The organism is Brevundimonas sp. DW-iso22 (assembly GCF_058725425.1).
The window spans coordinates 148,864-173,621 of record NZ_JBZXEB010000005.1 but is presented as its reverse complement, the minus strand read 5'-3'; the positions used below and the strand labels follow the sequence as shown (position 1 = coordinate 173,621).

Below are 24,758 nucleotides of genomic sequence, written 5' to 3'. Positions count from 1 at the left end.
GAGCGATCTAACTGAACACCTGCGAGCAGTCTTGTCCGCCCAAGGCAAACTCTCACGAGAAACCGTGGACGCGAGCGGAGGTCCGAGCTCCTATACAAACGGGCGACGTTTCCGGAGCATGGAGGCTGCTTATCAAGCTGCTGGGTATAAACCAGGCACGAACCAACTTCGTCGATTTGAGAAGGTCCGCCATCTGAAGAAATTGGCAGACGAGCGCAGGCATTAGTTGGACGGAGAACGGGTTCTACATGTTCGCTCCCTGGAGCGAGGCGAAGGCGCTACAGCGGGCGTTGACGAATGAGGCGCTTACGGTGATGTCCTGATCTCAGAAGGCTGGCCAAACGATTTTAAACCGGGCCAAGAGCGTACTTCCGCCAATTAGTGGCGTAGCTGTTCAACCCGGCGCTGGTAATCCTCAGCCATATCGAAGAAGCGCTTTCGGTCTTTCGGGAACGGCGACTTGCTGGCCATCGAACTAGCTTCGCGGGCTTTGCGTTGGAGGTCGATGATTTCGGCGATGCGATCTACCATCCAGTTTCAAAGGATAAAGTCTGGATCAGTCTCAGCTACACCGCAAATAACACCGTAGCCGGCGAACGAATGGAGCGTCCGGTTGGACCACTCTATCGCTGTGGCCCCTTTTGTCGCACTTGCGCGTTTGGCTCCAGAAGGAGCCTTCGATGCCCAGTAAAACGCGTGATGTCCACTACCCCAACCCATGGACCGGCCGCCTGATCCTGAGCGGCCTTGCTGCCCTCGTTCTCGCCCTGTTGGCCTATTCCATGCTGAAGCCCGACGAAACCAGTCGCCGCACTGCTGAGGGAGTGGCAAGCGTGGCCGAGATGGACGCAGCTCAGGTGAGGGCGGACAATGCCCGGGCCGCCGACCGCGCCCGACTTCTGGTGCCGTAAAGCGAAGTGGGTGCAGTGCCGAAAACCGGCAGAGGAACGACGTGGGGGCTTCGGCTTTAAGGCTTCATGCCCAGGTACTTCTTCGACACCCTCGATGGTGAACACGTAATCGATCACGATGGAGAGGTGCTGCTCAACAACGAGTCGGCGCGTCAGGCTGCTATCCGCATCGTCTCAGAACTGACGCCCACTAGGGCATCTCACCTCTGGGCAGGCAATGACTTCAAGATAGTTCTGCGCGATGAGAGTGGTGTTCTTGGCTTTCTCACGGTCATGGCCACTCGCGTCACCTGACCGGCCTGACGACAGGGTGATTTGACCGTCATCGACCGAGCCTGTCTGCTGACATTGCAGCGTAGCGTGTGCTGTGAGGCGGCCCGGGGTTACGAGTCCCCCTCTGCGGCCCCGGGTCGCCAACACGCAGAAGGCTCGCCATCCTGAAGGAAGGCAGGCCTGAACGCCCCACAATGGATCGCGCCACATGGCTATGGTACGGCCAAGCCATGACGATCTCGCTTGAACTGCTCAGGTCTGGTGGCTCTTGCTACTCAGTGGAAGAGGCCGATGTCGGCTTCCTTCTTCATGTCGTCACAGGGGATGAAGCCAACTTCAACAACATCGTACGCCGCCTCGTTGATGAGTCTGGCCAAACCTACGTAGCGCTGCCGCGCACGGACGGTAACGGCAACTATGACTGCGTGCTCGTCATCCCTCATTAACAAACCTGCCGCGCCGGAGGACGACGGCGTGAATGCTTGGGGCGCTCTGAATGAGTACGGTCCAGGTCCAGCCGTGGCGGGGCTGAGACTGCCACCACTACCGGTCAGATCAGCTCAATATTGCCACAACACCATAGAGGCATCCCGAGAATGATGGCGACCACGATGCCCATTCCGGCAACAAACTTGTCGTGCGGTGTCATTTTCATAGCGGCGATAGTCGGGTCTAGAGCCAGCTGTCCGCAATCGACCCATAGCGGACCTTAGGGCGCATCAGACCTCTCGCAGCACCAGTGCAGGACTGGCAGCGTTGCCCGGAGCGTGTTCCCGCAGAAGCGCGGCCGGGCGATTGCCGCATCGCTTTCGATCAAAACGAGTGCTATGCGCACCCTATGCTGAAGTGGTTTTCGGTCACCACCCGAAGGTTTGCAGTATTCGCCATCCTGTTGATGGCGGTAGCCTTCGCCGTGCCTGCTGCGGCGAGCCACGTTTGCGCCTCTCCGACCCTCGACCTCACAATCTCCGCCGACGTTGCGTCTTCTGATCTTGCTGACGATTGTGCAGGTTGCCCGGACTGTGGGCCGGCTTGCGCGGGCGGGTGCTGTCACGCGCCGCATCCCGGCATGGCAGCGGATTTGATGGATCGGCAGACGCTGGTCACATTCCAGCGACCCTCCACGTGGGCGCATGCCCTGCGCGCGCCGATGGATCGTCCGGCCGGGCCTGAGCGTCCACCGAGACCCTGACCTCGACCGGGCGTGAGCCCGGCTGCCCCTGAACCGTCGTGCGCCAACGCGTGCGGCCGAGCGCAGCCCCGACAGACGTCGGGCGAGGAACGATCATGCATATCAATAAGCACGGGCTGATGACGGTAGCCGCTGTCGTGGCCGCCCTGGGTATCGGCTTCGCCGGGGCGCAGTACATCGACCGCCCTACGGCGGCGACCGAGGCGGAGCATGCCGAGGACAATCATGAGGACGAGGGGGGCGGTGCAGTCGTCGCCCTGAGCCCCCAGGCGGCTGAACGCGCGGGCGTCACCCTGGTCGGGGTCGAACGCGGCGGGGGCTCGGAGCTGAAGCTGCCAGGCCGGGTCGCCTTTGCGCCGGGGGCCGAGGCCAGCATTGATGCGCCGCTGGCAGGCAGCGTCGTGCGGGTTCATGTCGGACCCGGCGATCACGTCTCGGTCGGCTCTCCCATCGCCACGCTGAGAAGTGCCGAGGGGGCCGGTTCGCGCGCCACAGTCGATGCCGCCGCCGCCTCGGCCCAGACCGCCGTCGCGGCCGAGCGGCGCGACCGGCAGCTCTTCGAACAGGGCTGGATCGCGCAAGCGCGGCTGGACATCACCGCCGCCGAAGCGCGCCGGGCGGAAGCCGAACTGCGAGCGGCGCGCGCTCGCGTCGGGGCTTATGGCGCACCCGGCACGGATGGTAGCGTCGTGGTTCGCAGTCCGCTGGCCGGCATCGTCACCCGTATCAGCGCGGCCCCGGGCCAGTTCCTGCACGAAGAGGCACCGCAGATCGCGGCGGTGGCGGACGGACGCCGGGTGGAGCTGGTGTTCGACGCCCCGCCGTCGGCGGCAGCGGTCCTGCGCATCGGCGACCGGCTGCAGATCGCCGTGCCGGGGGCCGAGCCCGCGACGGGCGTCATCAGCGCCATAGCGCCGGTCAATGCCCAGGGCGTGGTCATCGTTCGCGCCACGCCGACGGGCAGCCTGCCACCGGCGGGTACCGTCCTGTCCGCGCGCATCCTGTCGTCCGGGGCGGGCGCAGGCCTGACGGTGCCTGCCGACGCGGTCCAGACGGTGGCAGGTCAGGCCTCGGTCTTCGTCGTGGAGGGGGCCGGGTTTCGGGCCCGGCCGGTCGTCACGGGCCGGACGGCCGCCGGGCGGATCGAGATCGTCTCGGGTTTGACGGGGGCCGAGCGGATCGCGGGTCAGGGGGCGTTTCTGCTCAAGGCCGAACTGGCCAAGGGCGATGCGGAGCATGGGCACTGATCATGTTGAACCGCATCATCGACATCTCCGTTCGCTTCCGTTGGGGTGTGGTGGCCCTGGCCGTGGTGCTGGCCCTGTTCGGCACACGCGAGCTGCTGCAGCTACCGATCGACGCCGTGCCGGATATCACCAACCGGCAGGTCCAGATCACCACCGTCGCCCCAGCGCTGGGGCCTGAAGAGGTCGAGCGTCAGGTGACCTTTCCGCTGGAGACCACCCTGGCCGGTCTGCCGGGCCTGGTCGAGACGCGGTCCCTGTCGCGCCATGGCTTTTCACAGATCACGGCCGTCTTCACCGACGCTACCGACATCTATTTCGCGCGCAACCTGGTGAACGAGCGGATCCAGGCCGCCACCGCGGATCTGCCCCAGGGCCTGTCACCCTCGATGGGGCCGGTGGTCACGGGGTTGGGCGAAGTCTTCATCTGGACGCTGGAGTTCGAAGGCACCCCGGCGCGCCCCGGTGCGGTCTATGTCACGCCCGAGGGCGAGCGGCTGACGACCGACGAGGAGAAGGCAACCTATCTGCGGACCGTGCAGGACTGGATCGTCGCGCCTCAGCTTCGCACTGTGCCGGGCGTGGCCGGGATCGATGTGCTGGGCGGCTACGTCAAGGAATACGCCGTGCATCCCGATCCGGCGCTGCTGGCGGCTTACGGCGTCGGGCTGGTGCAGTTGGTCGAGGCGCTGGAGCACGCCAACCGGATCGCGGGGGCCGGCTACGTCAACCGGGCGGGAGAGGCCTATATCGTCCGCGCTGATGCGCGGCTGAAGAGCCTGGACGATCTGGCCCAGACGCCGATCCTGAACCAGGGCGGCCGGGTCATCCGGGTCGCCGACGTGGCGACGGTGGAGATCGGCCGCGCCCCGCGCCTGGGATCAGCCAGCGCCGACGGACGCGAGACCGTGGTCGGTACGGCCTTGATGCTCCAGGGCGAGAATTCGCGGGCCGTGGCGCAGAGGGTGGGCCAGCGGATCGATGAACTGGCCGCCAGCCTGCCGCCTGGGGTGGTCATCCGACCGGCACTGGACCGGACTGAACTGGTCGAGGCCACGATCAGGACCGTCGAGCACAATCTGGCGCTGGGGGCGCTGCTGGTGGTCGCGGTGCTGTTCTTTGCGCTGGGCAATGTGCGGGCGGCGCTGATCACGGCCTTGGTGATCCCGCTCAGCTTCCTGTTTGCGGCCTCGGCCATGAACCGGTTCGGCATCAGCGCCAATCTGTTGAGCCTTGGAGCACTGGATTTTGGCCTGATAGTGGATGGGGCCGTGGTGGTGGTCGAGAACACCCTGCGGTGCCTGGGCCTGAAGCGGGACGAGGCCGGACGGCCGCTGACCCTCGCCGAGCGGCTTTCGGTCGCGGCGGGGGCGGCCCGTGAGATGGCACGACCCGCCGCCTTCGGCCAAGCCATCATCCTGCTGGTCTATGCGCCGCTGCTGATGTTCGAAGGCGTCGAGGGCAAGATGTTCGGCCCCATGGCGGCGACGGTCATGCTGGCCTTGCTGGCGGCCTTTGTCCTCAGCTTCACCTTCGTTCCAGCGATGGCGGCGCTGCTGGTGCGGGAACCTAAGGCGGCGCATCAGGAAACCCGCCTTACCCGTGCGGCAAAGGCCCGCTATCGGCCCCTGCTGGAAGCCGCCATGGCGCGGCCACGTGCGGTGATGGTGGGGGCTGGGATCGCCCTGATGCTGGGGGCCTTCACCTTCATGACCCTGGGGCGCGAGTTCGTGCCCCAGCTCGACGAGGGCGATGTGCTGGTCCAGGCGCTGCGCGTGCCCTCGACCTCGCTGGAACAGAGCCAGGCGATGCAGTTCGGGGTCGAGCGGACCTTGATGGCCATGCCTGAGGTGAAGCGCGTCTTTACCCGCACCGGCACGGCCGAGGTGGCGTCCGACCCGATGCCGCCGTCGATCTCCGACACCTTCGTGATCCTGAAGGATCGCAGCGATTGGCCCGACCCCGGCCTGGACAAGGCGATTCTGGTCGAACGGATGGAGCAGGATCTGTCGACCCAGCTCGGCAATAACTACGAGTTCACCCAGCCGATCGAGATGCGGTTCAACGAACTGATTGCGGGGGTTCGTTCCGACGTGGCGGTCATGGTCTATGGCGACGATTTCGAGGCCATGACCCGAAGCGCCGAACAGGTGGCGGGCGTCCTGCGCGACATCGACGGAGCCGCCGATGTGCGGGTCGAGCAGGTGTCGGGCCAGCCCACGATCACGGCCAGCGTGGACCGCACCGTGGCGGCGGCCCAGGGGGTTCATGCATCCGATGCCGCGGACGCCCTGGCCATCGCCTTCGCCGGCCGATCCGCCGGACAGGTGCTGGAGGGAGACAGGCGGTTCGATGTGGTCGTGCGGCTGGGCGATGCCCTGCGCAACGATCCCACGGTGATGGAGCAGCTTCCGGTCATGCCGGAGGATGCCTCGACCGGAGCAATGACTGTGCCTCTATCGTCGGTCGCCCGGTTCGACATCGCGGACGGTCCGAACCAGATCAGCCGTTCGAACGGCAAGCGGCGCATGATCGTCCAGGCCAATGTGCGCGGTCGTGACTTGGGCAGTTTCGTCGCAGAGGCCCAGTCCCGCGTCGCCGACGAGGTGACCCCTCCGGCGGGGGGCTGGCTAGACTGGGGTGGTCAGTTCGAGAACCTGCAGCGGGCCTCCGCCCGGCTGGGCCTTATTGTGCCGATCGTGTTTCTGACCATCGGCGGGCTGCTGTTCTGGGCCTTGAGGTCGGCCAAGGACGCAGCGCTGGTGTTCGCGGGCGTGCCGCTGGCTCTGGTGGGAGGAGCCCTGACGCTGGCGTTGCGAGGCATGCCATTCTCGATCAGCGCGGCGGTGGGGTTCATTGCCGTGTCCGGCGTGGCGACCCTGAACGGTCTGGTGCTGATGCAGGCCATTCAGGAGCGCTTGGCGCAAGGCGCGGCCCCGGCCGTCGCGGCCTTGGAAGGTGCAGTGGACCGGATGAGGGCGGTCATGACCACCGCCTTGGTCGCCGTCTTGGGCTTCGTGCCCATGGCTTTCGCATCCGGTGCCGGGGCTGAGGTGCAGAAGCCCTTGGCCACAGTGGTGATCGGCGGGCTGACGACCGCGACCCTCCTCACCCTGATCGTGCTGCCCGTTCTCGTGGCATACTTTAATCGGAGGGGAGCGAGCGCATCGACTACGTGAATGTCCGCTTCCCACCCTTGGCGGACATTCGGCACGTCTGCTTTCCGGCGACTCCACATTGCGCAAGCGCCGTGACAGGCTCGTGAAATGTGCAACCTCTACCGACAGCGGTCAGGCCCGCAGGCGATCATGGATCTGGCCAACGCCATGCAGTCCGACGTCGGCAACCTCGCGCCCGGCGACGTCTATCCTGACTATCCCGCTCCTATCGTCCGACATGGGCTGGAAGGGGAGCGGGAGCTGGCGATGGCGCGCTGGGGCATGCCGTCGTCGAAGAAGGCGCTGTTCGATGCGGCGACAAAGCGCGCCGACAAGATGAGGGCCAAGGGCAAGGAGGTCGACTTCCCCCGCCTGCTGGAGATGGAGCCCGATGGCGGCACCACCAATGTGCGCAACACCACGTCCTCGCATTGGAAGCCGTGGCTGGATCCGGCCAACCGCTGCCTGGTCCCCTTCACGGCCTTCAGCGAGCCGGGCCGCGATGCCGAGGGCAGATACTGCCCGGTCTGGTTTCGGCTGGCTGGCGAAGACCCAGAGCCGTTGGCCTTCTTCGCCGGTGTTCACGCGCGCGCCTGGACGTCGGTGCGCAAGATCAGGAAGGGGATTGAAACGGTCGACCTGTTCGCCTTTCTGACGACCGAGCCCAGCGAGCCGGTGAAGTCCGTCCACTCCAAGGCCATGCCGGTGATTCTGACCACGGCTGAAGAACGCGAAACCTGGATGCGCGCGCCGTGGAGTGAAGCGAAGGCGCTGCAGCGGGCGTTGCCAGACGGGGCGCTAAAGATTTTTCCGACCTCTGAACCGGAGCGTCCGGGCACAGGGAGCTTGCTGTAGACGGGACTGCCAGCGTTGGGGCGTCACGCGCCTGCGATGGGCTGGTCCTTCGGAGGACGCAGGGATGAGCTGACCCACGGGAAGATCTCCTGACGGGTGCAGAGTGCGTTTTCGTGGAACGCTCCTGCGACCTCAAGCCTTGGTTCTGTATCGTCAAACACAGGAGCAGCGACATGACCGATGTGACACCCGAACGCGATCAGGAGCCCAATCCGGAAACCTCCAACCCGCTGCCGGACGCAGGCCGGACGAACGCGCCCCAGCCCGGTAAGACCGAGACCGGTCCCGCGACAGGCGGAGAGGGTGCCGCCGGAGCCGGCGGATCCGACGGTTTTGGAACCGGCAGCTAGAGCCGGCCTTCAAGATATCTCCCAGAACAGAGACCCCGTCCGAAAGGGCGGGGTCTTTTTCCTTTGGGGTGATGGAAGTCGGGGATGTCAGGCGGTCGTTCGCCGCCCAGGCTTCGGGGTGCAGGCGATGGCTCCAGACGTCGAGATCGGGCTCCCGGCCGATCAGGGCCAGGCCGGAGGCGATGGGTTCGAACTCGCCCCCCGTTTCGATGCGATTCGATCCGAACCGGGACTGAAAGATCCGCCGTGCGGCGGGGACGAGGGAGGTGCCGCCGGTGAGGAAGACCCGGTCGATCTGGTCAGGGCCGAGCCCGAACTGGAGGAGGGCGGCGTCGACGGCGGTTTCGATCGCCTGGAGTTCGGGCGCGATCCACGTCTCGAACTGGGCTCGGCTCACCGGCCTTTGGATGCGAACCGAGCCCGCCGAGAAGGCGAAGGTGGTGCTTCCGGCCTCCGAAAGCGCGATCTTTAGCGCAGAGACGGATTGGTAGAGGGCATAGCCGTGATTGTCGTCGAGGATCTCGATCAGGCGTTCCAGCTTTTCCGGCTCGGTAGCGGTGCGCGCTAGGGCCTGGATGTCCCGCATGGCCCGCGAAGCCCCAAGTAGGGCGAGCTGGTCCCACCGCGCGAAGGCCGCATACTGGGGGACGGGAAGGGTCTTGCGGAGGGAGCGGTAGGCGCTGCCTTTGCCCAGCTCGGGTGAGACCAGCTGGTCGATGATCCAGTAGTCGAAGGCGTCGCCGCCACACTGACCCCCGAGCGCGCCAGAGGCGTCGCCTGAAGTCCTTCGTCGGTTTTCGCATAGCGGACGATGGAGAAGTCACTAGCTCGCGTCACCAAGACATCGATCTCATTGGTTGCCGTATGCCCAGATCCGTTGGCTCATAGCTGCGTCAGGTCCGGCTCGGCCAGTTTGACCAGATGGATACACCGCCCACACCGACAATAAAGGTGAGAAAAATCGCGACGATGGCGACGACGATCGGAATGGCTTCGTGAGGCATGGCCGGCTCCTTGGGATGAGGGGCCAAGGTGCCCGCCGGGCCTAGGCATGGCTTTGATCGAGGTCAAAGATTGCGCCGTTCGACCTCAAGAGTGGCCTATACCTCAACGGACCGGACCTTAGGCTGATCACCCCCGCAGCCCGAAACTTCCCGATTTGGGGGAATCTGAAGCCGACGGTTTTGCGCCAAGGCCGTTGCATACGGCGGCGCAGCGTCTGAAATGAGGTGCCTCGACGGGACTGTTCAGCCCTCCGGGACCTGACCGCCTGCAGGGCGAAGAGTCGGATGGATCAGGGCTCGGGCCTCAACCATCGACCTGACGACCGAATGGGCGCGATTCGGGAACTGGAAATCCATGACCCGGGCCCAGAGATGGAGGTACCGGTCCTCTGACACCAGCACGGTCCTCGCGCGCCGACCTGTGTTGGCCTGGATACGGGCAAGGCTGTCGATATGATGGACGCACACGTCATCGGGGACGCTTGCGGCCTCCACGATCCAGTCCCAATCCCATAGATCGGGCCGTTCGGTCAGTAGCTCGATGGCGGCTTCAAGTGCCCGCTGGGCCGATTGGCCCTGCGGGAGGTGCAGGGTAAGGATCCGGGTCGACAGGTCGATATGAGAAAGCAACGGTCGTCCATTGAGATCGGCGGTGGCGCAAGGAGGATTGACTAGAACACGCCGTGCCGTTCTGCGATGCCGGATTTTATGACTTGTTCGGTTGCACGCCGTGGTCAGCCTGGCGATCTTGGGCGGACACCTTCCCCGCCCAGTGCTGGCTGTCCGCGCAGGCCGACTGCATCGCGTCACGACCCGTCGGCGCGTATCACATCTCCACCCTGGGCGTGGGTGCAACCAGCCCTCAGCCAGCTGTTGAAGGGCTTTCGGTCAGATGTCGGGCCGAGATGGTTGTTGCCCCGAATTCGGCCATGGATTGCCTGGACCAGCGTCATCGGGCCTGATCTGACGCAAAGCGCCATGCGCGAACTGGACATCGCGGCCCGATTGGCCGAAGCCTGCGTCTTATCATGCTTGAACTCAGGTCCCTTCCAAGCGGCTGCTCCGACCGTCGCCGTGCCAATGCGTGTGACCATTGCGGCGCCAGAGCCCTGAGCGTCTGCGCCAGCATAGACGACGCCGATCTGAGCCGGCTGGATGCGCTCGCCCATCACATCGCGCTGGAGGCTGGAGAAGTCCTCTTCCGCCAGGGCGACGACGCCCGGCATGTGTTCAATGTCACCTCGGGGTCGGTGAGAATCTATAAGTTGCTCCCGGACGGACGACGTCAGATTACAGGGTTCCTGTTTGCAGGCGATTTCCTGGGCCTGGCTGCCGGTCAGACCTATGATTTCTCGGCGGAAGCCCTCGAACCGGCATCCGCCTGCCGTTTTCGCAAGAGCGAGTACCGTGCGCTGATTCAAGAGACGCCGGCCCTTGAGACCGCCCTGCTGGACCGGGCTCACCACGAACTCGCCGCTGCCCAGAATCAGATCCTTCTGCTCGGGCGAAAGACCGCACTGGAACGCGTCTGCACCTTTCTGCTGGAGCTTCCAGGACACGATCCAGCACGGCCTGGTCCGGCAGGCCGGGTGCATCTTCCGATGACGCGGGCCGAAATCGCCGACTATCTCGGCCTGACGATCGAGACGGTCAGCCGCGCCCTTACCAAGCTCAAGACCCAGGGCGTGATCCAGCTACTGAGCCTGTCTGAAGTCCATATCCTTCAACCCGCACGTCTGACCGTCCTCGCGGGAGGCGAAGGCTAGGCCGCCTGGCAGAGCCGGCCCGACGAGGACAGCGCGATGTCTCCCTGCGGTCCCATGCCCGAGACGGTGAGGACGGTGTCGCAAAGCCCGATCGGTGCGGGGCGATGGCTGATCAGCAGAAGGCCTTGGCCGGTTCGCGAAAGGCGTTCGGACAGGGCCAGCAGGACCTGTTTTTCCTGGATCGCGTCCAGACCCTCCGTCGGCTCATCGAGAACGAGCCACGGGGCCGACCGAAGGTAGGCGCGTGCCAGGCCGAGACGACGGCGTTCACCCCCACTCAGGGCAGACCCGTTGTCACCGAGCGGCATGTCGAGGCCTGACGCCGACGTGCGGATACGGGCAGCCAGGCCGGCGTCCTCCAGAACCGACCACATCGCCGGGTCGTCGGCACCGGGGTCTGCCACGGCCAGATTGGTCCGCACCGTACCGCTCAGGAACCTCATGTCCTGGCTGGCGTAGGCGAACAGCTGGCGCACAGAGGCATCGGTACTCTGTCTCGGTGATCTCTCCCCAATGTGCAGGCTGGCCGAGGGGTCCGGCCTGAGCCCCATCAAGCGCTCGACCAGAGTCGTCTTGCCAGACCCGGTTCGGCCGACGATGGCGATACGGCTGGGCCAGGCGACATCTGGTTCTGCGGGGCCGAACCCCAGCTGCGTGTCCTGGCCCGAGAGGTGGTGTTCTGCAGCGACGCGTGCGCCTGACGAAAGGACATCGGCAAGGCGGGTCATGGCCTCGTTTGCCGCTCCAGACGAGCGAAAATGACTGGTCAGGGCGGTCGCCGCCTCAATCGACGCAACGGTCGCAAGCGCTGCGAGAGCGACCATCGGGGCCGGCTGGCTACGGGACAGCGCCATCACAGCGACCACGGTCACCCCCATGGTGAAAACCTGCCATGCTGCGATCCAGCCAGAGCCGCGTCCAGCGCGTGCGGTGGCGAGGTCCAGCGGGCCGGCGGAGGCCGCGACCTGCTGGATGGCCCAGTCTTCCAATCCATAGGCTCGCAGTTCCGGTGCGCAGGCTTCGAGGGACGACAGCCGGTCCTTGAAGCGTCCCATAGCTCTCTGGATGTCGCGGCCTGCGGCATCCGTACAAGTCCGTCCGATCACAAGAGCGCCCAACACGGACCCCGCGAGTCCCAGCACAAGGGCCGACGCCGGGCCAAGGCCTGAGAGGGAAACGAGCACGACCGCCGCTGCGGCTCCCGCGCCGGCACCCCAAGGTCCGCTGCGCCGTACGAAGAGTGTCTGGATCGCATCCACATCCTGCCCCAGGCGGGCCGAAGCCTCACCGCTGGCCAGGGCGAAGGCGCGTTCCGGCGGCCCGGCGGCGAGGCCCGCGAAGAGCGCGGGTCGCAATGCCGCAAGGGCCTTGAGCGCAGCCTCGTGGCCACTCAGGCGCTCGATGTATCTGGAACCCGTCCTCAGGATGGCGAGCAGGCGGATGGCCGCCCCCGGTAGCAGGACGTTGAAGCTATGGGCGGCCCCGGCACCGGCCAAACCGGCCAGGGCCGCCCCCGTGATGAACCAACCCGACAAGCCCAGAAGGCAGACCGTCGCCGCCGCCACGCCGACCGCAGCAAAGGCCGCTGTGCCAAGGCGCGTCCGCTGAAGACGCCGCTGCTCCGCTAGAAGGGTCTCAAGGGGTTCCAGGCGGGAGGTCACAGGCACACCACCTGATCGGCAAGGGTCATGACAGCGGGGGAGTGGGTGGCGATGATGGTGGTGCGCCCTTGCATGGCCTGGCGCAGCGCCTCGATGATGTCCCTCTCCGTGGTTGCATCCAGATTGGCGGTCGGCTCATCCAGCAACAGCAGGGGAGCGTTCGAAAGCAGAGCCCGCGCCAGTCCCAGGCGTCGCCGCTCGCCGCCCGAAAGGCCTCCGCCGCGTTCGTCGAGGCTACGGTCCAGATCGCCGGACAGGCCAGCCGCAGCGGCGGCGCGCAGGATGTCCACCGTTGTGGCCTCTCGATGGGCGAGAGCGATGTTGTCGCGAAGGCTGCCGGGGATGACGATCGGCGTCTGGCTCGCCCACGCGACGGCCCCTGCGAAATCGCTGGCTTTGGTCAGGCGCTGGGTTCCGACCCGGACCTCCCCCGATGTGAGGGGGGCGAGGCCTAGCAAAAGATGGAGCAGACTGCTCTTGCCCGATCCACTGGCCCCGGTCAGAGCGACGACACCGCAGGCCGGAACATGCAGGTTAAACCCCGTCAGGACCGCTGCACTATCTCCGTAACGAACCTGGACGTTGCTGAAGTCCACGGTTGGTGCCGACGAGCCCACGACAAGGTTGGAACGCTCGGATCGTGCTTCGCTGGCGCGTCCCGCCAGAGCCGGTACGGCGGCCTCTGCAGCCTGACGGTCGTGATAGGCGGCCGCCAGGCGGCGAATGGGGGCGTAGACTTCCGGGGCCAGCGTCAGGACGAAGAAGGCGCGCGATAGCGTCAGGGTCTCGGGGACAGGGAAGGGCAGCAGGCGCAGCAGGTTGAAACCGCAATAGACGGCGACAAGCGCGACAGAGAGGGCAGCGAAGAACTCCAGTACGGCAGAGGACAGGAAGGCGATCTTGAGCACGCGGCCCGTACGGCTCGCCAGCTCTCGAGCCGATAGGGCGACCTCTGCGGTCGCACGCGCCTCGGCCTGAAAGGATATCAGCAGGGGGAGGGCGCGGATCCGGTCCAGGTACAGATGGGCCAGCGCTTCCATGGCCTGAAACTGACGGCGGCTTTCGCCCGCAGCGGCCATCCCGACGAGGGCCATGCCGACAGCAAAGGGGAGCAGGGTGAACAGGAGGATGCCTGCCGCAACAGGGCTGGCGAAGGCACAGGCTGCGATGATGATGAGCGGTGCAATCCTTGCGGCCTGACGCAGCGGCGTGAAGCGCGAGACATAGCCATCCAGGGCCTCGATGCCCTCCACCGCTGCGGTCATATCGGCGGGGTCCCGGTTCCCAGATGAGAATATCCTCGACAGAACCCGGCCTCGGATATCCGCTTTCAACGATCCGGCAGTCTTAACGGCGGCCACCATTGCGGCCTGGCCCAGAGCCGCCCTCACGATCAGGCTGACAAGAGCCAGCAGAAGCCAGGGCCAAAGGCTGCCGTCGCGGCTCGCCATGACACCTATCGCACCAGCCAGGCCGGCGGCAAAGCCGATGGCGGGCAGAGCGTCCATCGTGGTCAGGATCGCCGCTGTCCTCAAGCCGCCTCCATGGAGCCTGGACCAGGCCGTCAGCTGCTGCGACGGCGTCAGGTCTGCGGGGGGGGTCGCGCACGCGCTTGGGGAAGTGGCCATATGCATCACCCGTCCGTAAGAAAGGTGGGACGGCAGGGCTTTGATCAAGATCAAAGCTCCGGACGGGTCGCCCCTCTAGGCGAAAGCTCTCGCCGGTCTTGGGGATCGGCGATTCGGAGCTTTCCCATGGACCCGGCGGTCGTCGATCTTTCCCGTCTGCAATTCGCGCTGACGGCCCTCTACCACTTTCTCTTCGTCCCCCTGACGTTGGGCCTGTCCTTCATGCTGGTCATCATGGAGTCGACCTATGTCATGACGCGTCGTCCGATCTGGCGGACCATCACCCGGTTCTGGGGGACGCTGTTCGGCATCAACTTCGTTCTGGGGGTCGCGACCGGGATCACCATGGAGTTCCAGTTCGGCATGAACTGGAGCTACTACAGCCACTATGTTGGCGACATCTTCGGCGCGCCTCTGGCGATCGAGGGTCTCATGGCCTTCTTCCTGGAAGCCACCTTCGTGGGACTGATGTTCTTCGGCTGGGACAAGTTGAGCCGCGTGGGGCACCTCTTTGTGACCTTCATGGTCGCGCTGGGCACCAATCTGTCGGCATTGTGGATCCTGATCGCCAATGGCTGGATGCAGAATCCGGTGGGTTCGACCTTCAACCCGGACACCATGCGCATGGAGGTCTCCGACTTCATGGCGGTGCTGTTCAATCCGGTCGCCCAGGCCAAGTTCGTGCATACGGTCAGTGCCGGATATGTCTGTGCTGCGGTTTTCGTTCTGGGCGTATCGGCCTTCTATCTGCTGCGGGGCAAACATGTGGGTTTCGCCAAGCGCTCGATGACGGTCGCCGCAGCCTTCGGTCTCGCCGCCTCCCTTTCGGTCGTCGTCCTGGGAGATCAGTCCGGCTATGCGCTGACGGATAACCAGAAGATGAAGCTCGCCGCCCTCGAGGCCATGTGGCACACCGAGCCTGCGCCGGCGGGCCTGACCCTCATCGGCATCCCCAGCATGAAGGACCGCGAGACCCATTACGGTGTGCAAGTGCCCTGGGTCATGGGCCTGATCGCCACCCGGACCATCGACAAGCCGGTCGAAGGCATATTCGAACTGGTCGCGACGGCTGAAACCCGTATTGAATCGGGGATCATCGCCTATGACGCCCTCGAGGGAATCAAGGCCAATCCGGCCGATCCCGTGGCGCGCGGCGTGTTCGAGACCCACCGCCGCGATCTGGGCTACGGATTGCTGCTCAAGCGCCATGTCGCCGATCCCCGTCAGGCGACGCCCGAACTGATCCGCCAGACGGCCTGGGACACGGTGCCGAATGTCCCGGTCCTGTTCTGGACCTTCAGGGTCATGGCCGGGATCGGCCTGTTCATGATCGCGCTGTTCGGCACCGCCTTCGTGCTCTGCTCCCTGCGCAAGCACGATACCCGCTGGTTCCTCTGGGTCGCACTGCTGGCCATTCCCCTGCCGTGGGTCGCGATCGAGCTCGGCTGGATCCTGGCCGAATTTGGTCGCCAGCCCTGGGCTGTAGAGGGCGTGCTCCCGACCTTCCTGGGTGCCTCATCCCTCACGGTGGCCCAGCTCTGGGCGACCATCATCGGCTTCACCGTTCTGTATGGCGCCCTGGCTGTCGTCGAGGTTCGGCTGCTGCTGTTCGCGATCAAGAAGGGGCCATTCCACGAACAGGATACCTTCGGTGCGCCCGCTCCCGAAGCCGCCGCTGCGGCACCTGCAATCGCGCCCGCCGTCGCCTGACCTCGAACCTTCAGGACATATGATCATGGAATTCCCGATCGACTTCGCCACCCTCCGCCTGATCTGGTGGGGCCTGCTCGGCGTGCTTCTGATTGCCTTTGCCCTGACCGATGGCTTCGACCTGGGGGTGGGGGCCCTCCTGCCTTTCGTCGCCAGAACCGACGAGGAGCGCCGCATGGTGATCAATACGGTCGGGGCGACATGGGAGGGTAATCAGGTCTGGTTCATCCTGGGGGGAGGGGCCATCTTCGCGGCCTGGCCGTTCGTCTATGCTGTCAGTTTCTCGGGCTTTTACCTGGCCATGTTTCTGGTGCTGGCCGCCCTGATCATGCGACCGGTCTCATTCAAATACCGGTCCAAGCGGGCTTCACCGGCCTGGCGGTCCTTCTGGGACTGGGGTCTGTTTGTCGGCGGCTTCGTACCGGCCCTGGTGTTCGGCGTGGCGGTCGGCAACGTTCTTTTGGGAGCCCCCTTCCGCCTCGATAGTGACCTGCGATCGTTTTACGACGGGACCCTGCTGGGGCTGTTTACGCCCTTCAGCCTGATCGCGGGCCTGTTGTCGGTCTGCATGCTGGTGCTGCACGGGGCGGCCTGGCTGTCCGTCAAGGCCGAGCAGGGTCCCGTCCTGGTCCGCGCACGACGGTTCGGGACGATCGCTGCTGTCCTCAGTCTGGTCCTGTTCGCCGTAGGCGGGCTCTATGTGGCCTATGGCGGTCTTGGCTATCGGATCACCGGCGTGCTGGACATCCAGGGCTTCTCAAACCCCTTGCGGACCACGGTCGTCGCCGCCCCTGGAGCCTGGCTGGACAACTACGGCCTCTATCCCTGGATGCTATTGGCGCCCGCCTTGGGGTTCATCGGGACGCTCGCCGCTCTTGTGGGCCTATGGCGCAGATCAGCTCCGATGGCCTTTGGCGGATCGTCACTGGCCACCGTCGGCATCATCTCGACTGCCGGTCTTTCGATGTTCCCCTTCATCCTGCCCAGTTCGATCGATCCCCAGTCCAGCCTGACGGTCTGGAATGCCTCGTCCAGCCATCTGACGCTGTTCATCATGCTGATTGTGACCGCGATCTTCCTGCCTCTGGTCCTGGTCTACACGGCCTGGGTCTACAAGGTCCTGTGGGGCAGGACGTCGACGGTCGCCCTCAAGACCAATCCCGATCTGTACTGAACCCTAGGACGTTTCATCATGTGGTATTTCGCCTGGATACTCGGCCTCGGCCTTGCTGTCGCCTTCGGTGTCTTGAACGGGGTCTGGCACGAGTTTCACCTGTTTGACGACGGGGACCACGGCCTGTCGGAATCCGATCCGGATCCGGTCGATGCAGAGCTGCGCTGAAACACGCCGTCAGATCAGGACGGCAGGCCTGATCGCCCGCTACGACGCCAATGTGCCGCGATACACCAGCTATCCGACCGCCGCACAGTTCACACGGGAAATCGGACCGGGGGAATGGGCGAAATGGCTGGGCGAGGTGCCCGCCCAGGACGCGGTCTCGATCTATGTCCACATCCCCTTCTGCAGGACGCTCTGCTGGTACTGCGCCTGCAACACCCGCGCCGTGAACCGCACTCACACCATCGACACCTATGTCGATCTGCTGGTCGCCGAAGCCGGGGAAGTGGCTGCCCGGCTGGGGCGAAGACAGGCCGTCCGTCGGCTGCATCTTGGCGGCGGGACACCGAACATGCTGTCGCCGGGGACCCTTGGCCGACTGTTCCGTGGGCTGCGCGAGGCCTTCGACCTCCGCGCGGTCACCGAGGTCGCCGCCGAGCTGGATCCGGCCAGTCTGACGAAAGCCTGGGTCGATCAAGCGGCATGCGAGGGCCTCAACCGCGCCAGCCTGGGGGTACAGGATCTGTCGCCACGCGTTCAGCGGGCGATCAATCGCATCGAACCCTTCGAGATCGTGGACAGGGCGGCTGGCTGGCTGCGGGATGCAGGGGTCGCCTCTCTCAACCTGGATCTGATGTACGGCCTGCCCCTCCAGACGCAGGACGATCTGCTGAGGACATTGTCTCAGGTGATGACGCTCAGGCCTGAGCGCCTGTCCCTGTTCGGCTATGCGCATGTCCCCTGGCTGAAGCCCCATCAGAGGCTGATCAACCTGACCGATCTGCCCGGCCCTGGCGAGCGCTTCGCCCAGAGCCAGGCGGCATCGGACTATCTTGCCGACCAGGGCTATGAACCGATCGGGCTGGACCATTTCGCCCTGCCTGACGACGATCTAACCATCGCTGCGCGCGCCGGGCGACTGCACCGAAACTTCCAGGGCTACACGGTTGATGATGCGGACACCCTGATAGGCCTGGGTGCCTCGTCGATCAGTCGCTCTCCCCGCGGCTACGTCCAGAACCAGAGCCAGGAGGTCGCCTGGCGAGCCGCGGTTCGGGCAGGCGAATTGCCAGTGGCGCGCGGGCTGGAGATCACGGCGGACGACCGTCGGCGGGCCGAGATCATCGAGCGGCTGATGTGTGATTTCGCGGTCTTCCTGCCGGGCGTGGACCGTCGCCACGGCCCGGCCGCCGATCGGTTCGTCGGCGCCCTCCAGCGTCTACAGCCGATGATCGAGGACGGTCTCGTCTCTTACGAGAGCGGTGCACTAGCCGTCACCGAGCAGGGGAAGCCGTTCGTGCGAGCCATCTGTGCCGCCTTCGACACATCCCTGGCTCCATCGGCCGTTCGTCATGGACGATTGATCTAGTTTGCGATGGATCAAGGCTGACCGGCACAGGCACGTCCAGACCTGTTCCGACGTCTCCAACCGGTTTCATCGTGAACCCGGGCCACGTCGTGGACCCTCAAGATGTGCTTCAAGACCTCCTCCCGCTGTGCAGCGCTCGGCGCTGGCCTGACCCTGCTGGCCGTGACGGCCGTCCCTGCCGACGCGCAGGACTGGCAGGTCGCTCGCAAGGGTGACTGGATCGTCACCGCGCGGATGACGGACGTGTCGTCGAGCGCGGATGACGCGATCCTGACGTCGGCGGGTGCGGACACCGGGCTCAAGGTCGATGTCAAGCACGACGTCATGCCCACCCTGGGCTTCACCTACTTTCTGACCGATCATATCTCGGTGGAGGCCATCCTTGGTGCCACCCGGCATCAGATCCGCGCCCGGGGTGGTGCCACCGATGTCGCCGTGCACGAAACCTGGGTGCTGCCCCCGGTGGTGACTCTTCAGTATCGTCCGATGCCGGAGGCGCGTGTCAGCCCCTATGTGGGGGCGGGCGTCAACTATATGCTCTTCTTCGACGGCAAGGATCAGAACGGCTTCCAGGTCGGTCTGGAGGATGGATTCGGTTACGCGGTTCAGGCCGGGGTGGACGTCGCTGTCGTCGGGCCGTGGTCGGTCAATCTGGACGCCAAGAAGGTCTGGTTTAAGACCGATGCGTCGATCAACTCCGGAGCCCTGCAAAGCCAGGTCAATCTGGATCCCTGGATCCTGTCGGTGGGGCTCGCACGGAAATTCTAAGTCCGCAAACGTCCACGCGGAGGAAATCGGCTTTCGGCTTCTCTACACCACAGCGCGGGCCCCTCGGTCGTCCTTTGCGGCGAGAGGGGCCTGCCTACCACCTGCGAGCGCTCCCTCAGGCTAGCGTGATCGAAAGCCGGATCCGATGTAGTCGGCATTCTGCGCCACGCCACAGGCGAGGGGAGGGTGGGCGGCGTCAGATCTGCGAAATCCATACGCCCGGTGATTTTGCTGACCTGCACAGCTTCACCCTCAAACATCTGGAACATGACATTCTCGCGCTGACCGAGTGCGAGCTGGCCATCGTCTCCCACGGGGCGATGCGCGACATCACAGAGCAGAACCCCCACCTGACCCGCCTCTACTGGTTCGCCACGAACCTGGACGCCTCCATCCATCGTGAATGGGTCATGTCCCTGGGCCGTCGCGATGCGCTGTCGCGCATGGCCCATTTGTTCTGTGAGCTTCATGTCCGACTTGGCCTGGTCGATCTGGTTGCGGATGCCGCGTTTGATCTCCCGCTTACCCAGGCCGAGATGGCCGAATGTCTGGGTCTGTCCAATGTCCATGTGAACCGGACATTGATGCAGCTGAGGTCGGGCGGGCTGATCGAGCTTCGGGCCAACCGGCTGGCGATCCTGGATCTCGAAAGGATTCGCCGTATTGCACAGTTCGATGACGGCTATCTCTATCTCGACAAGCAGCCGCGCTGAAAGGGCGCGAAGGGTCTCGGCATCTGCGGGGAGCTGGCGCAGACGCTGGCCGTCCTCGTGCGGTCGTCACAGGAAAGGCCCGGCTGCGGGAAAGTCGCAGCCGGGCCCTATCATCCTGAAATGTATCCCGGTCAGGTGGCGATGCGGTTTCGGCCCGAGCTGTGCCCACCATTCCGGTAAAGAATGTCGCTGACCACATCCGGGGTGATGCTCGAGGCCGCAGCGTCCACCGAAACGAAAATTCCCCCGTCGTTCACACGAGTCTCATAATAGCGGGCATCCTCCTCGCTGACCCCGTGTTTTGAGAGCAGGCCTGCAAGCCCGCCCGCCGCTGCGCCCAGGGCTGTGCCGGTCACGGCCGCCCCGCCGATGGCAAACTCGGCGATCGCGCCTGCGGCGACAAAGGGGCCCACGCCCGGGATGGCCAGGGCTGCAACACCCAGGGCAGCGCCTACCCCAGCGCCCAGTGCCCCTTTGCCGACGACGTCGCGCACCTTTTCGCCCGCCCCGTCGGTTTCCTTTGCACGATTGCCGTCCTCATCCCGCGCGATGAGGGAAATGGACCGATCCTGCACACCGGCGGACCGAAGCTCTGCGACAGCCTGATCGGCCTCCGTACGCGTATCGAATACAGCGGATGCAATGTTCATGGCGGGTCTCCTTGAAGGGGCGGCCGGGATTGGCGCTGGAGAGGCAATGTTGTCGGGGGATGGCTGTTCCGATGACAGACCTCGGGAACTCTGAGAGTCGCAAGTGCGACTTTTGGAACGTCGTGGATCCGAACGCGACCTCCGTCCGGTGTGCATTCCCCACCTTCGCGCCATGGGCATCAGGATCTGCAGAAAGGTGATTGCCCAGTCCCGGCGTCACTTCGCCCGGCAGGCGGGCCGGCAAGTTGCGCGCTGTGCGGGCAGATGTCCTCTTCAGCGCTTCCCGTATGGCTCCCTGCAGCCTGCGCGGGCGTCGGGGCTCCGCGTGGCCGTTACGGTCAGCCTGCGGATTGACGCTTTGGCCTCATCCCGCAGGACAGCGAAGACGGGTTCCTCCGCTCGGGAGCGGGAAGCCGACCGGGTCATCTCGGAAACGATGCGGATGGCGATGTCGCGCGCGGAAGCCTGATCGGCGGCCGTCTCGCCCTCATCATCAATGATGGCTTCACCGTCGAGGGTGTCGAAATAGTAGCGGGGCATTTTGGTCGCAATCGATATGGATCGAATGGTCTTCAACTCTTCGGGCGACCAGGCCGACAGGGCGGATGTCGGTCGCCCTGCCGCTGATCGCGGGTGTGATCGTCCTCATTATCTTCCCGTTTCGCCGGGGGCGACCGTGTCGATCGCCTGGCTTCCCCAGTAGATCTGGGCCCGCGCGGCGTGACTGTGGTCGCGCGTGAGGGGTCAGGGTCTCAGCGCGCGCCTCATCGGCATTGCGGGCCTCGAGGGGTGCATATGGGTGACGGCCCGCCCCTCGGCTTCGATAAAACATATCAAGCATGTGACGTTCAAAGGCGCCTCCATGTCGACGCTCCAAACGGCCAAGCTAAGCGGGCTCTTCCCTGAACGAAGTGAATGTCGTCAACCGAACCCAGGCCTTGGCGTGGCAGTGCCAGTGGTCACTTGGCGCCGGGAAGAGGCGGCTAAACGCGACGGGAACGATCGTTATGTCCGGTAGTGGACATGGTGATGCCGACGGCGGGGCGGGACGTTGGACCGGTAAGAATAAAAGATCGGACGTTTGCATCATGATTGACCCCAGCTGGATCATCGCCGCTACCGCCATCACCGTAGCGATCGTCCTGTCACGAGGGTGGCCTGTCCGCCGGCGTGTGAAAGGACAGCCCGCCGCTACGCGGTCTCCTGGACGAGAGGCGATCTCATCATGAGCGAGACACTTCAGTCCCTGCCCTGGGCATGGGTCATTGTGGGAGGTCCCATACTGTTGGGTGTGATCCTGTTCTGGGCCATGGCGCGCAGCCGTAAGGCCGAGAAGCGGGCTGACCCCGAAACGCCGGCAGACGATCCATCGCGTGGCATGACGGGCCACGATTGAGCGTCCGATAACTATCGGGACAGCCGGAAGCGCTGGGGATGACCGTAGCGAGGCCGACGATACACTAACCCATGTGAATGGCGAACCGCGCCCGCTGTGGTTGATGGGATGTGGAGGTGGGCCCATGACTCACGGTGACGTTCAAACGGCGGATTCGCCCGGCTGTAGTCTGTCGTTCGGACGGACGGCGGCCCCGACGGCTGTCCTGAGACATGAATTGATTTCGACGGCCAGGGTCGAAGACCATCCCGTGTTCGCGGCCCTGTTCGAGGATACGCGCGAAAGACTTCTGTCCGAGGGGCGTCCTCGTGCGCTGGATATTGGCGAAGCCCTGGTGGGCGAGCAGCAGGTCGTCTTCGTCCTGGAGGGCATGGTAGGCGGCTTTGTAACTGACCAGAGGGTCTGCGTGGCCCTGTCCGGGGCGGGGGGCGTGATCGGTCTCGAATCAGCGCTGGGCATGCGTCCGGGCCTTCATGCGGTTGCCCTGGCCGAAACCCGCATTTTCGAGGCACCCGCAACCCTGCTGGTCGACGGACTGGGGCGCGCGAGGGTCACCGACCTGTGCATGCGCCACGCCCTTGCCAGGCTCGATCAGCTTCACGCGGAGGCCGTCTGCAATGCGATCCATCTCATTCCCCAGCGCCTGGCCAAGTGGCTGGAGCGACTGCATCGCGCTAATCGGGGCAAGGATATCCGGCTGACCCAGGCCGAGATTGCGACACTCATGGGTGTACAGCGCACGGCCGTGAACGGCTCGCTCAGACAGCTCCAGGACGCCGGAATCCTCAAGAGCACCAGGGGGCGCATCTGCATAGAGGACCTGGACCAGCTGGCCCGCGCGAGCTGCGGCTGTCCCGTCTGAAATGGGTAGCCGCTCCCTGTGCGCCGGGGCGGGAGTGGAGCGGCGGCCCTGCCGCCGCTCCGGTCTTCAATCAGCAAGGGCCGTGGTGCTTCCTGCACCGGGGCCTGCGCCCAGGTCCGCTCCGGTCACGGCGTCGATATCAGGGTCCGACTGCGTCCGCCTGGCCATGGCGGTGATGGCAGACTGCTCGAGGTCGCCAAGCTCGACCGAAGCGGTGCCGTCGCCACCATCGACCGCCATCTGGGAATCCCGGTCGTCCACGGGTTGCCAGAGGTCGCCGCTGTTCCAGGGTCCCCTGGCGTCACCTTCTCCCTGGGAGAGATTGTAGTATTTGTCGGTAAACTCCGGGACCCCGGGCAGCTTGCCGGTCGGGAAGTTCGGCTGGATGGCGTAGAGCGCCTTCTCGAACGACTTCTGGTGGGCGATTTCCCGCGTCATCAGAAAGGACAGGGCGTCCTTGATCCCCGGATCATCCGTCACATTGATCAGCCGCTCATAGACAATCTTGGCCCGGGACTCGGCCGCGATGTTCGATCGCAGATCGCACGTGGGATCGCCGATCGAGTCGATATAGGCGGCAGTCCAGGGCACACCGGCCGAGTTCACCAGGGCGGGTGCCCCTCCATAGAGGATGGAGGTGGTGTGGCTCTCGCCTCCGGCGTTGAGGCTCATATAGAGGTCCGCCTCTTCCTCGGCAGCCTCCGCCAGCCGTCCCTTCATGCCCCTGTTCAGCATCGACACGATCGATCCTATAACCTCCAGGTGGCTGAGCTCCTCTGTGGCGATGTCGATGAGCATGTCCTTGCGCCCGGGGTCCTCATCCGCAAGGGCCTGGGTGAAATAGCGCATGGCGGCGGCCAGCTCACCCTGGGGACCGCCGAACTGCTCAAGCATGAGCGTGGCGAGGCCGGGGTTCGGCTCGGCCACCCGGACGGTATACATAAGCTTCTTGTTGTGCATGAACATGGGTCGCATCCTTCATTGGGGTGAGAATGCAACCCGCCTGACGCGGACGGTTTCCCGGCAAGCCGGACCAAGCCGCCTATCGGACTTTGGACGTTCGCGGCGGCGACCGCATGAGCCGCCGTTCGGGCTAGATGTCCTGCCTGTGCAGGCGCAGATAGGTCGGATCGAACTCCGCCACCGTCCGCAGCCTCTCCGGATCAAGGAGAGTTACCTCGTGTCCCGACCAGTGGATGAGACCGTCCTGGCGAAGCTGCTGGAGTAGCCGGTTGGCGTGGACTGCGCTCATGCCCAGCACATCGGCCAGGTCGGCCTGGGTGATGGCCAGAGCAAATCTGTCGAGCGTCGCCTGCCCTGCGGCCAACAGCCGGGCGTGGGTCTCGCAAAACAGGTGCGCCATCTGGGCCAGGCCCGAGCGGCGCCCCAAGGACACGATCCACTGCCGGTGAATGGCGGCATCGACCGTCGTTTCCAGCCATAGGAGGCGGGCGAGATGGGGATGGGTCTCGGTCAGGCGGCGCAGGCTGTCATGCGGCACGGTCACCACTGTCGTCTGATTGAGTGCGACGACGCTGTGATCCAGCGTCCTCAGCGTAAAACTGTGGAGGTCGAGAAAGTCGCCCGCGACGCTCAGCTGGGTGATCTGGCGGCGGCCGTCCGAAAGTGTAGAGGCGCGTCCGCACAGACCCGTCACCAGCAGGGTGCTGAAGCCCGGCTGGTCGCCCTGGCGGACGAGTTCCGTTCCTGAAGCGTATGTGCGCGGTCCTGACAACATGGCTTCGATCACAGCCTGCTCGTCCGCAGCCAGCGGAGCGCGGTGAACCATTTTGGTGATGAGAGCCTGGGTCGGCACGTTATGGACCTCCTGCGGACATCAACGGCCAGGAAGGATCGCATGATACCCCGGACTTTCCAACGCAGGGGCTGGCAGGCGGTCAGGATGGTT

General features: G+C 64.9%; 23 protein-coding genes and 1 pseudogene. 15 read left to right on the top strand and 9 right to left on the bottom strand.

The features are described from left to right. Positions 1-378: 378 nt before the first annotated feature. Entirely contained in the window at positions 379-531 is a 153-nt protein-coding gene (locus AC4PRM_RS09550) for a hypothetical protein (protein WP_492039656.1), read from the bottom strand. Between the two features lie 149 nt (positions 532-680). On the opposite strand from AC4PRM_RS09550, the gene AC4PRM_RS09545 reads away from it, so the two are divergent. From AC4PRM_RS09545 to AC4PRM_RS09520, 6 genes are all read left to right on the top strand, one after another. Next, positions 681-911 carry a hypothetical protein gene (locus AC4PRM_RS09545; RefSeq protein ID WP_492039655.1) on the top strand — a complete coding sequence of 77 codons (231 nt, stop codon included), beginning with the start codon at positions 681-683 and terminating at the stop codon, positions 909-911. 66 nt (positions 912-977) lie between these two features. Continuing rightward, a complete protein-coding gene (locus AC4PRM_RS09540; RefSeq protein ID WP_492039654.1) occupies positions 978-1,205 on the top strand; it encodes a DUF6894 family protein in 228 nt (75 codons plus the stop codon). A 173-nt stretch (positions 1,206-1,378) separates the two neighbouring features. Then, the gene (locus tag AC4PRM_RS09535) at positions 1,379-1,630 is read left to right on the top strand and encodes a hypothetical protein (protein ID WP_492039653.1); all 252 of its coding nucleotides are present in this window, start codon (positions 1,379-1,381) and stop codon (positions 1,628-1,630) included. Positions 1,631-2,471: 841 nt separating this feature from the next. Further along, positions 2,472-3,623: an efflux RND transporter periplasmic adaptor subunit gene (locus AC4PRM_RS09530; protein WP_492039652.1), complete on the top strand. Its 1,152-nt coding sequence runs from the start codon at positions 2,472-2,474 to the stop codon at positions 3,621-3,623. 2 nt (positions 3,624-3,625) lie between these two features. Continuing rightward, a complete protein-coding gene (locus AC4PRM_RS09525) occupies positions 3,626-6,799 on the top strand; it encodes an efflux RND transporter permease subunit (RefSeq protein WP_492039651.1) in 3,174 nt (1,057 codons plus the stop codon). 87 nt (positions 6,800-6,886) lie between these two features. After that, positions 6,887-7,633 carry an SOS response-associated peptidase gene (locus AC4PRM_RS09520; protein WP_492039650.1) on the top strand — a complete coding sequence of 249 codons (747 nt, stop codon included), beginning with the start codon at positions 6,887-6,889 and terminating at the stop codon, positions 7,631-7,633. A gap of 468 nt (positions 7,634-8,101) precedes the next feature. On the opposite strand, the pseudogene AC4PRM_RS09515 reads toward AC4PRM_RS09520, so the two are convergent. Both AC4PRM_RS09515 and AC4PRM_RS09510 read right to left on the bottom strand, forming a co-directional pair. Then, positions 8,102-8,808, bottom strand: a pseudogene (locus tag AC4PRM_RS09515) (Hsp70 family protein); the annotation flags it as partial. A gap of 422 nt (positions 8,809-9,230) precedes the next feature. After that, entirely contained in the window at positions 9,231-9,617 is a 387-nt protein-coding gene (locus AC4PRM_RS09510) for a hypothetical protein (protein WP_492039649.1), read from the bottom strand. 398 nt (positions 9,618-10,015) lie between these two features. On the opposite strand from AC4PRM_RS09510, the gene AC4PRM_RS09505 reads away from it, so the two are divergent. After that, the gene (locus AC4PRM_RS09505) at positions 10,016-10,753 is read left to right on the top strand and encodes a Crp/Fnr family transcriptional regulator (RefSeq protein ID WP_373258489.1); all 738 of its coding nucleotides are present in this window, start codon (positions 10,016-10,018) and stop codon (positions 10,751-10,753) included. Here AC4PRM_RS09505 and AC4PRM_RS09500 read toward each other — a convergent pair. Then, complete coding sequence (locus AC4PRM_RS09500; RefSeq protein WP_492039648.1) at positions 10,750-12,414, bottom strand: amino acid ABC transporter ATP-binding/permease protein; 1,665 nt, start codon at positions 12,412-12,414, stop codon at positions 10,750-10,752. The genes AC4PRM_RS09505 and AC4PRM_RS09500 overlap by 4 nt on opposite strands. Then, entirely contained in the window at positions 12,411-14,042 is a 1,632-nt protein-coding gene (gene cydD / locus AC4PRM_RS09495) for a thiol reductant ABC exporter subunit CydD (protein WP_492039647.1), read from the bottom strand. Before cydD ends, AC4PRM_RS09500 begins: the two co-directional genes overlap by 4 nt. A 126-nt stretch (positions 14,043-14,168) precedes the next feature. Here cydD and AC4PRM_RS09490 point away from each other — a divergent pair, with 126 nt between their 5' ends. The 6 genes from AC4PRM_RS09490 (at position 14,169) to AC4PRM_RS09465 (ending at position 19,941) form a co-directional block, all read left to right on the top strand. Next, the gene (locus tag AC4PRM_RS09490; protein WP_492039646.1) at positions 14,169-15,752 is read left to right on the top strand and encodes a cytochrome ubiquinol oxidase subunit I; all 1,584 of its coding nucleotides are present in this window, start codon (positions 14,169-14,171) and stop codon (positions 15,750-15,752) included. Positions 15,753-15,777: 25 nt separating this feature from the next. Continuing rightward, positions 15,778-16,926, top strand: coding sequence for a cytochrome d ubiquinol oxidase subunit II (cydB, locus tag AC4PRM_RS09485; RefSeq protein WP_492039645.1), 1,149 nt, complete (start codon positions 15,778-15,780; stop codon positions 16,924-16,926). Positions 16,927-16,944: 18 nt separating this feature from the next. Further along, positions 16,945-17,094 (top strand): cytochrome bd-I oxidase subunit CydX, encoded by a 150-nt coding sequence (gene cydX, locus AC4PRM_RS09480; protein WP_373258494.1) that lies wholly within the window; start codon positions 16,945-16,947, stop codon positions 17,092-17,094. Next, positions 17,078-18,460, top strand: a complete 1,383-nt coding sequence (hemN, locus tag AC4PRM_RS09475) for an oxygen-independent coproporphyrinogen III oxidase (RefSeq protein ID WP_492039644.1) — start codon at positions 17,078-17,080, stop codon at positions 18,458-18,460. Before cydX ends, hemN begins: the two co-directional genes overlap by 17 nt. Positions 18,461-18,562: 102 nt before the next feature. After that, positions 18,563-19,228, top strand: coding sequence for an OmpW/AlkL family protein (locus tag AC4PRM_RS09470; protein ID WP_492039643.1), 666 nt, complete (start codon positions 18,563-18,565; stop codon positions 19,226-19,228). 125 nt (positions 19,229-19,353) lie between these two features. Continuing rightward, positions 19,354-19,941, top strand: a complete 588-nt coding sequence (locus tag AC4PRM_RS09465; protein WP_492039642.1) for a Crp/Fnr family transcriptional regulator — start codon at positions 19,354-19,356, stop codon at positions 19,939-19,941. Positions 19,942-20,072: 131 nt separating this feature from the next. On the opposite strand, the gene AC4PRM_RS09460 is transcribed toward AC4PRM_RS09465, so the two are convergent. Continuing rightward, a complete protein-coding gene (locus AC4PRM_RS09460; protein ID WP_492039641.1) occupies positions 20,073-20,591 on the bottom strand; it encodes a hypothetical protein in 519 nt (172 codons plus the stop codon). Between the two features lie 273 nt (positions 20,592-20,864). After that, on the bottom strand, positions 20,865-21,131 hold the full coding sequence (locus AC4PRM_RS09455) for a DUF6894 family protein (RefSeq protein WP_492039640.1): 267 nt from the start codon (positions 21,129-21,131) through the stop codon (positions 20,865-20,867). 685 nt (positions 21,132-21,816) lie between these two features. On the opposite strand from AC4PRM_RS09455, the gene AC4PRM_RS09450 reads away from it, so the two are divergent. Both AC4PRM_RS09450 and AC4PRM_RS09445 read left to right on the top strand, forming a co-directional pair. After that, positions 21,817-21,987, top strand: a complete 171-nt coding sequence (locus AC4PRM_RS09450) for a hypothetical protein (protein WP_492039639.1) — start codon at positions 21,817-21,819, stop codon at positions 21,985-21,987. A 124-nt stretch (positions 21,988-22,111) separates the two neighbouring features. After that, positions 22,112-22,849 (top strand): Crp/Fnr family transcriptional regulator, encoded by a 738-nt coding sequence (locus AC4PRM_RS09445; protein WP_492039638.1) that lies wholly within the window; start codon positions 22,112-22,114, stop codon positions 22,847-22,849. 66 nt (positions 22,850-22,915) lie between these two features. On the opposite strand, the gene AC4PRM_RS09440 is transcribed toward AC4PRM_RS09445, so the two are convergent. Both AC4PRM_RS09440 and AC4PRM_RS09435 read right to left on the bottom strand, forming a co-directional pair. Further along, positions 22,916-23,815 carry a manganese catalase family protein gene (locus tag AC4PRM_RS09440; protein ID WP_492039637.1) on the bottom strand — a complete coding sequence of 300 codons (900 nt, stop codon included), beginning with the start codon at positions 23,813-23,815 and terminating at the stop codon, positions 22,916-22,918. A 127-nt stretch (positions 23,816-23,942) separates the two neighbouring features. Next, a complete protein-coding gene (locus tag AC4PRM_RS09435; protein ID WP_492039636.1) occupies positions 23,943-24,665 on the bottom strand; it encodes a Crp/Fnr family transcriptional regulator in 723 nt (240 codons plus the stop codon). Positions 24,666-24,758: the final 93 nt, after the last annotated feature.

Excerpts from the sequence above, each read along its gene's own strand:
- AC4PRM_RS09550 (WP_492039656.1), bottom strand. The coding sequence starts at position 531 with ATGGTAGATCGCATCGCCGAAATCATCGACCTCCAACGCAAAGCCCGC.
- AC4PRM_RS09545 (WP_492039655.1), top strand. The coding sequence starts at position 681 with ATGCCCAGTAAAACGCGTGATGTCCACTACCCCAACCCATGGACCGGC.
- AC4PRM_RS09540 (WP_492039654.1), top strand. The coding sequence starts at position 978 with ATGCCCAGGTACTTCTTCGACACCCTCGATGGTGAACACGTAATCGAT.
- AC4PRM_RS09535 (WP_492039653.1), top strand. The coding sequence starts at position 1,379 with ATGGATCGCGCCACATGGCTATGGTACGGCCAAGCCATGACGATCTCG.
- AC4PRM_RS09530 (WP_492039652.1), top strand. The coding sequence starts at position 2,472 with ATGCATATCAATAAGCACGGGCTGATGACGGTAGCCGCTGTCGTGGCC.
- AC4PRM_RS09525 (WP_492039651.1), top strand. The coding sequence starts at position 3,626 with ATGTTGAACCGCATCATCGACATCTCCGTTCGCTTCCGTTGGGGTGTG.
- AC4PRM_RS09520 (WP_492039650.1), top strand. The coding sequence starts at position 6,887 with ATGTGCAACCTCTACCGACAGCGGTCAGGCCCGCAGGCGATCATGGAT.
- AC4PRM_RS09505 (WP_373258489.1), top strand. The coding sequence starts at position 10,016 with ATGCTTGAACTCAGGTCCCTTCCAAGCGGCTGCTCCGACCGTCGCCGT.
- cydD (WP_492039647.1), bottom strand. The coding sequence starts at position 14,042 with ATGGCCACTTCCCCAAGCGCGTGCGCGACCCCCCCCGCAGACCTGACG.
- AC4PRM_RS09490 (WP_492039646.1), top strand. The coding sequence starts at position 14,169 with ATGGACCCGGCGGTCGTCGATCTTTCCCGTCTGCAATTCGCGCTGACG.
- cydB (WP_492039645.1), top strand. The coding sequence starts at position 15,778 with ATGGAATTCCCGATCGACTTCGCCACCCTCCGCCTGATCTGGTGGGGC.
- cydX (WP_373258494.1), top strand. The coding sequence starts at position 16,945 with ATGTGGTATTTCGCCTGGATACTCGGCCTCGGCCTTGCTGTCGCCTTC.
- hemN (WP_492039644.1), top strand. The coding sequence starts at position 17,078 with ATGCAGAGCTGCGCTGAAACACGCCGTCAGATCAGGACGGCAGGCCTG.
- AC4PRM_RS09470 (WP_492039643.1), top strand. The coding sequence starts at position 18,563 with ATGTGCTTCAAGACCTCCTCCCGCTGTGCAGCGCTCGGCGCTGGCCTG.
- AC4PRM_RS09460 (WP_492039641.1), bottom strand. The coding sequence starts at position 20,591 with ATGAACATTGCATCCGCTGTATTCGATACGCGTACGGAGGCCGATCAG.
- AC4PRM_RS09455 (WP_492039640.1), bottom strand. The coding sequence starts at position 21,131 with ATGCCCCGCTACTATTTCGACACCCTCGACGGTGAAGCCATCATTGAT.
- AC4PRM_RS09450 (WP_492039639.1), top strand. The coding sequence starts at position 21,817 with ATGAGCGAGACACTTCAGTCCCTGCCCTGGGCATGGGTCATTGTGGGA.
- AC4PRM_RS09445 (WP_492039638.1), top strand. The coding sequence starts at position 22,112 with ATGACTCACGGTGACGTTCAAACGGCGGATTCGCCCGGCTGTAGTCTG.
- AC4PRM_RS09440 (WP_492039637.1), bottom strand. The coding sequence starts at position 23,815 with ATGTTCATGCACAACAAGAAGCTTATGTATACCGTCCGGGTGGCCGAG.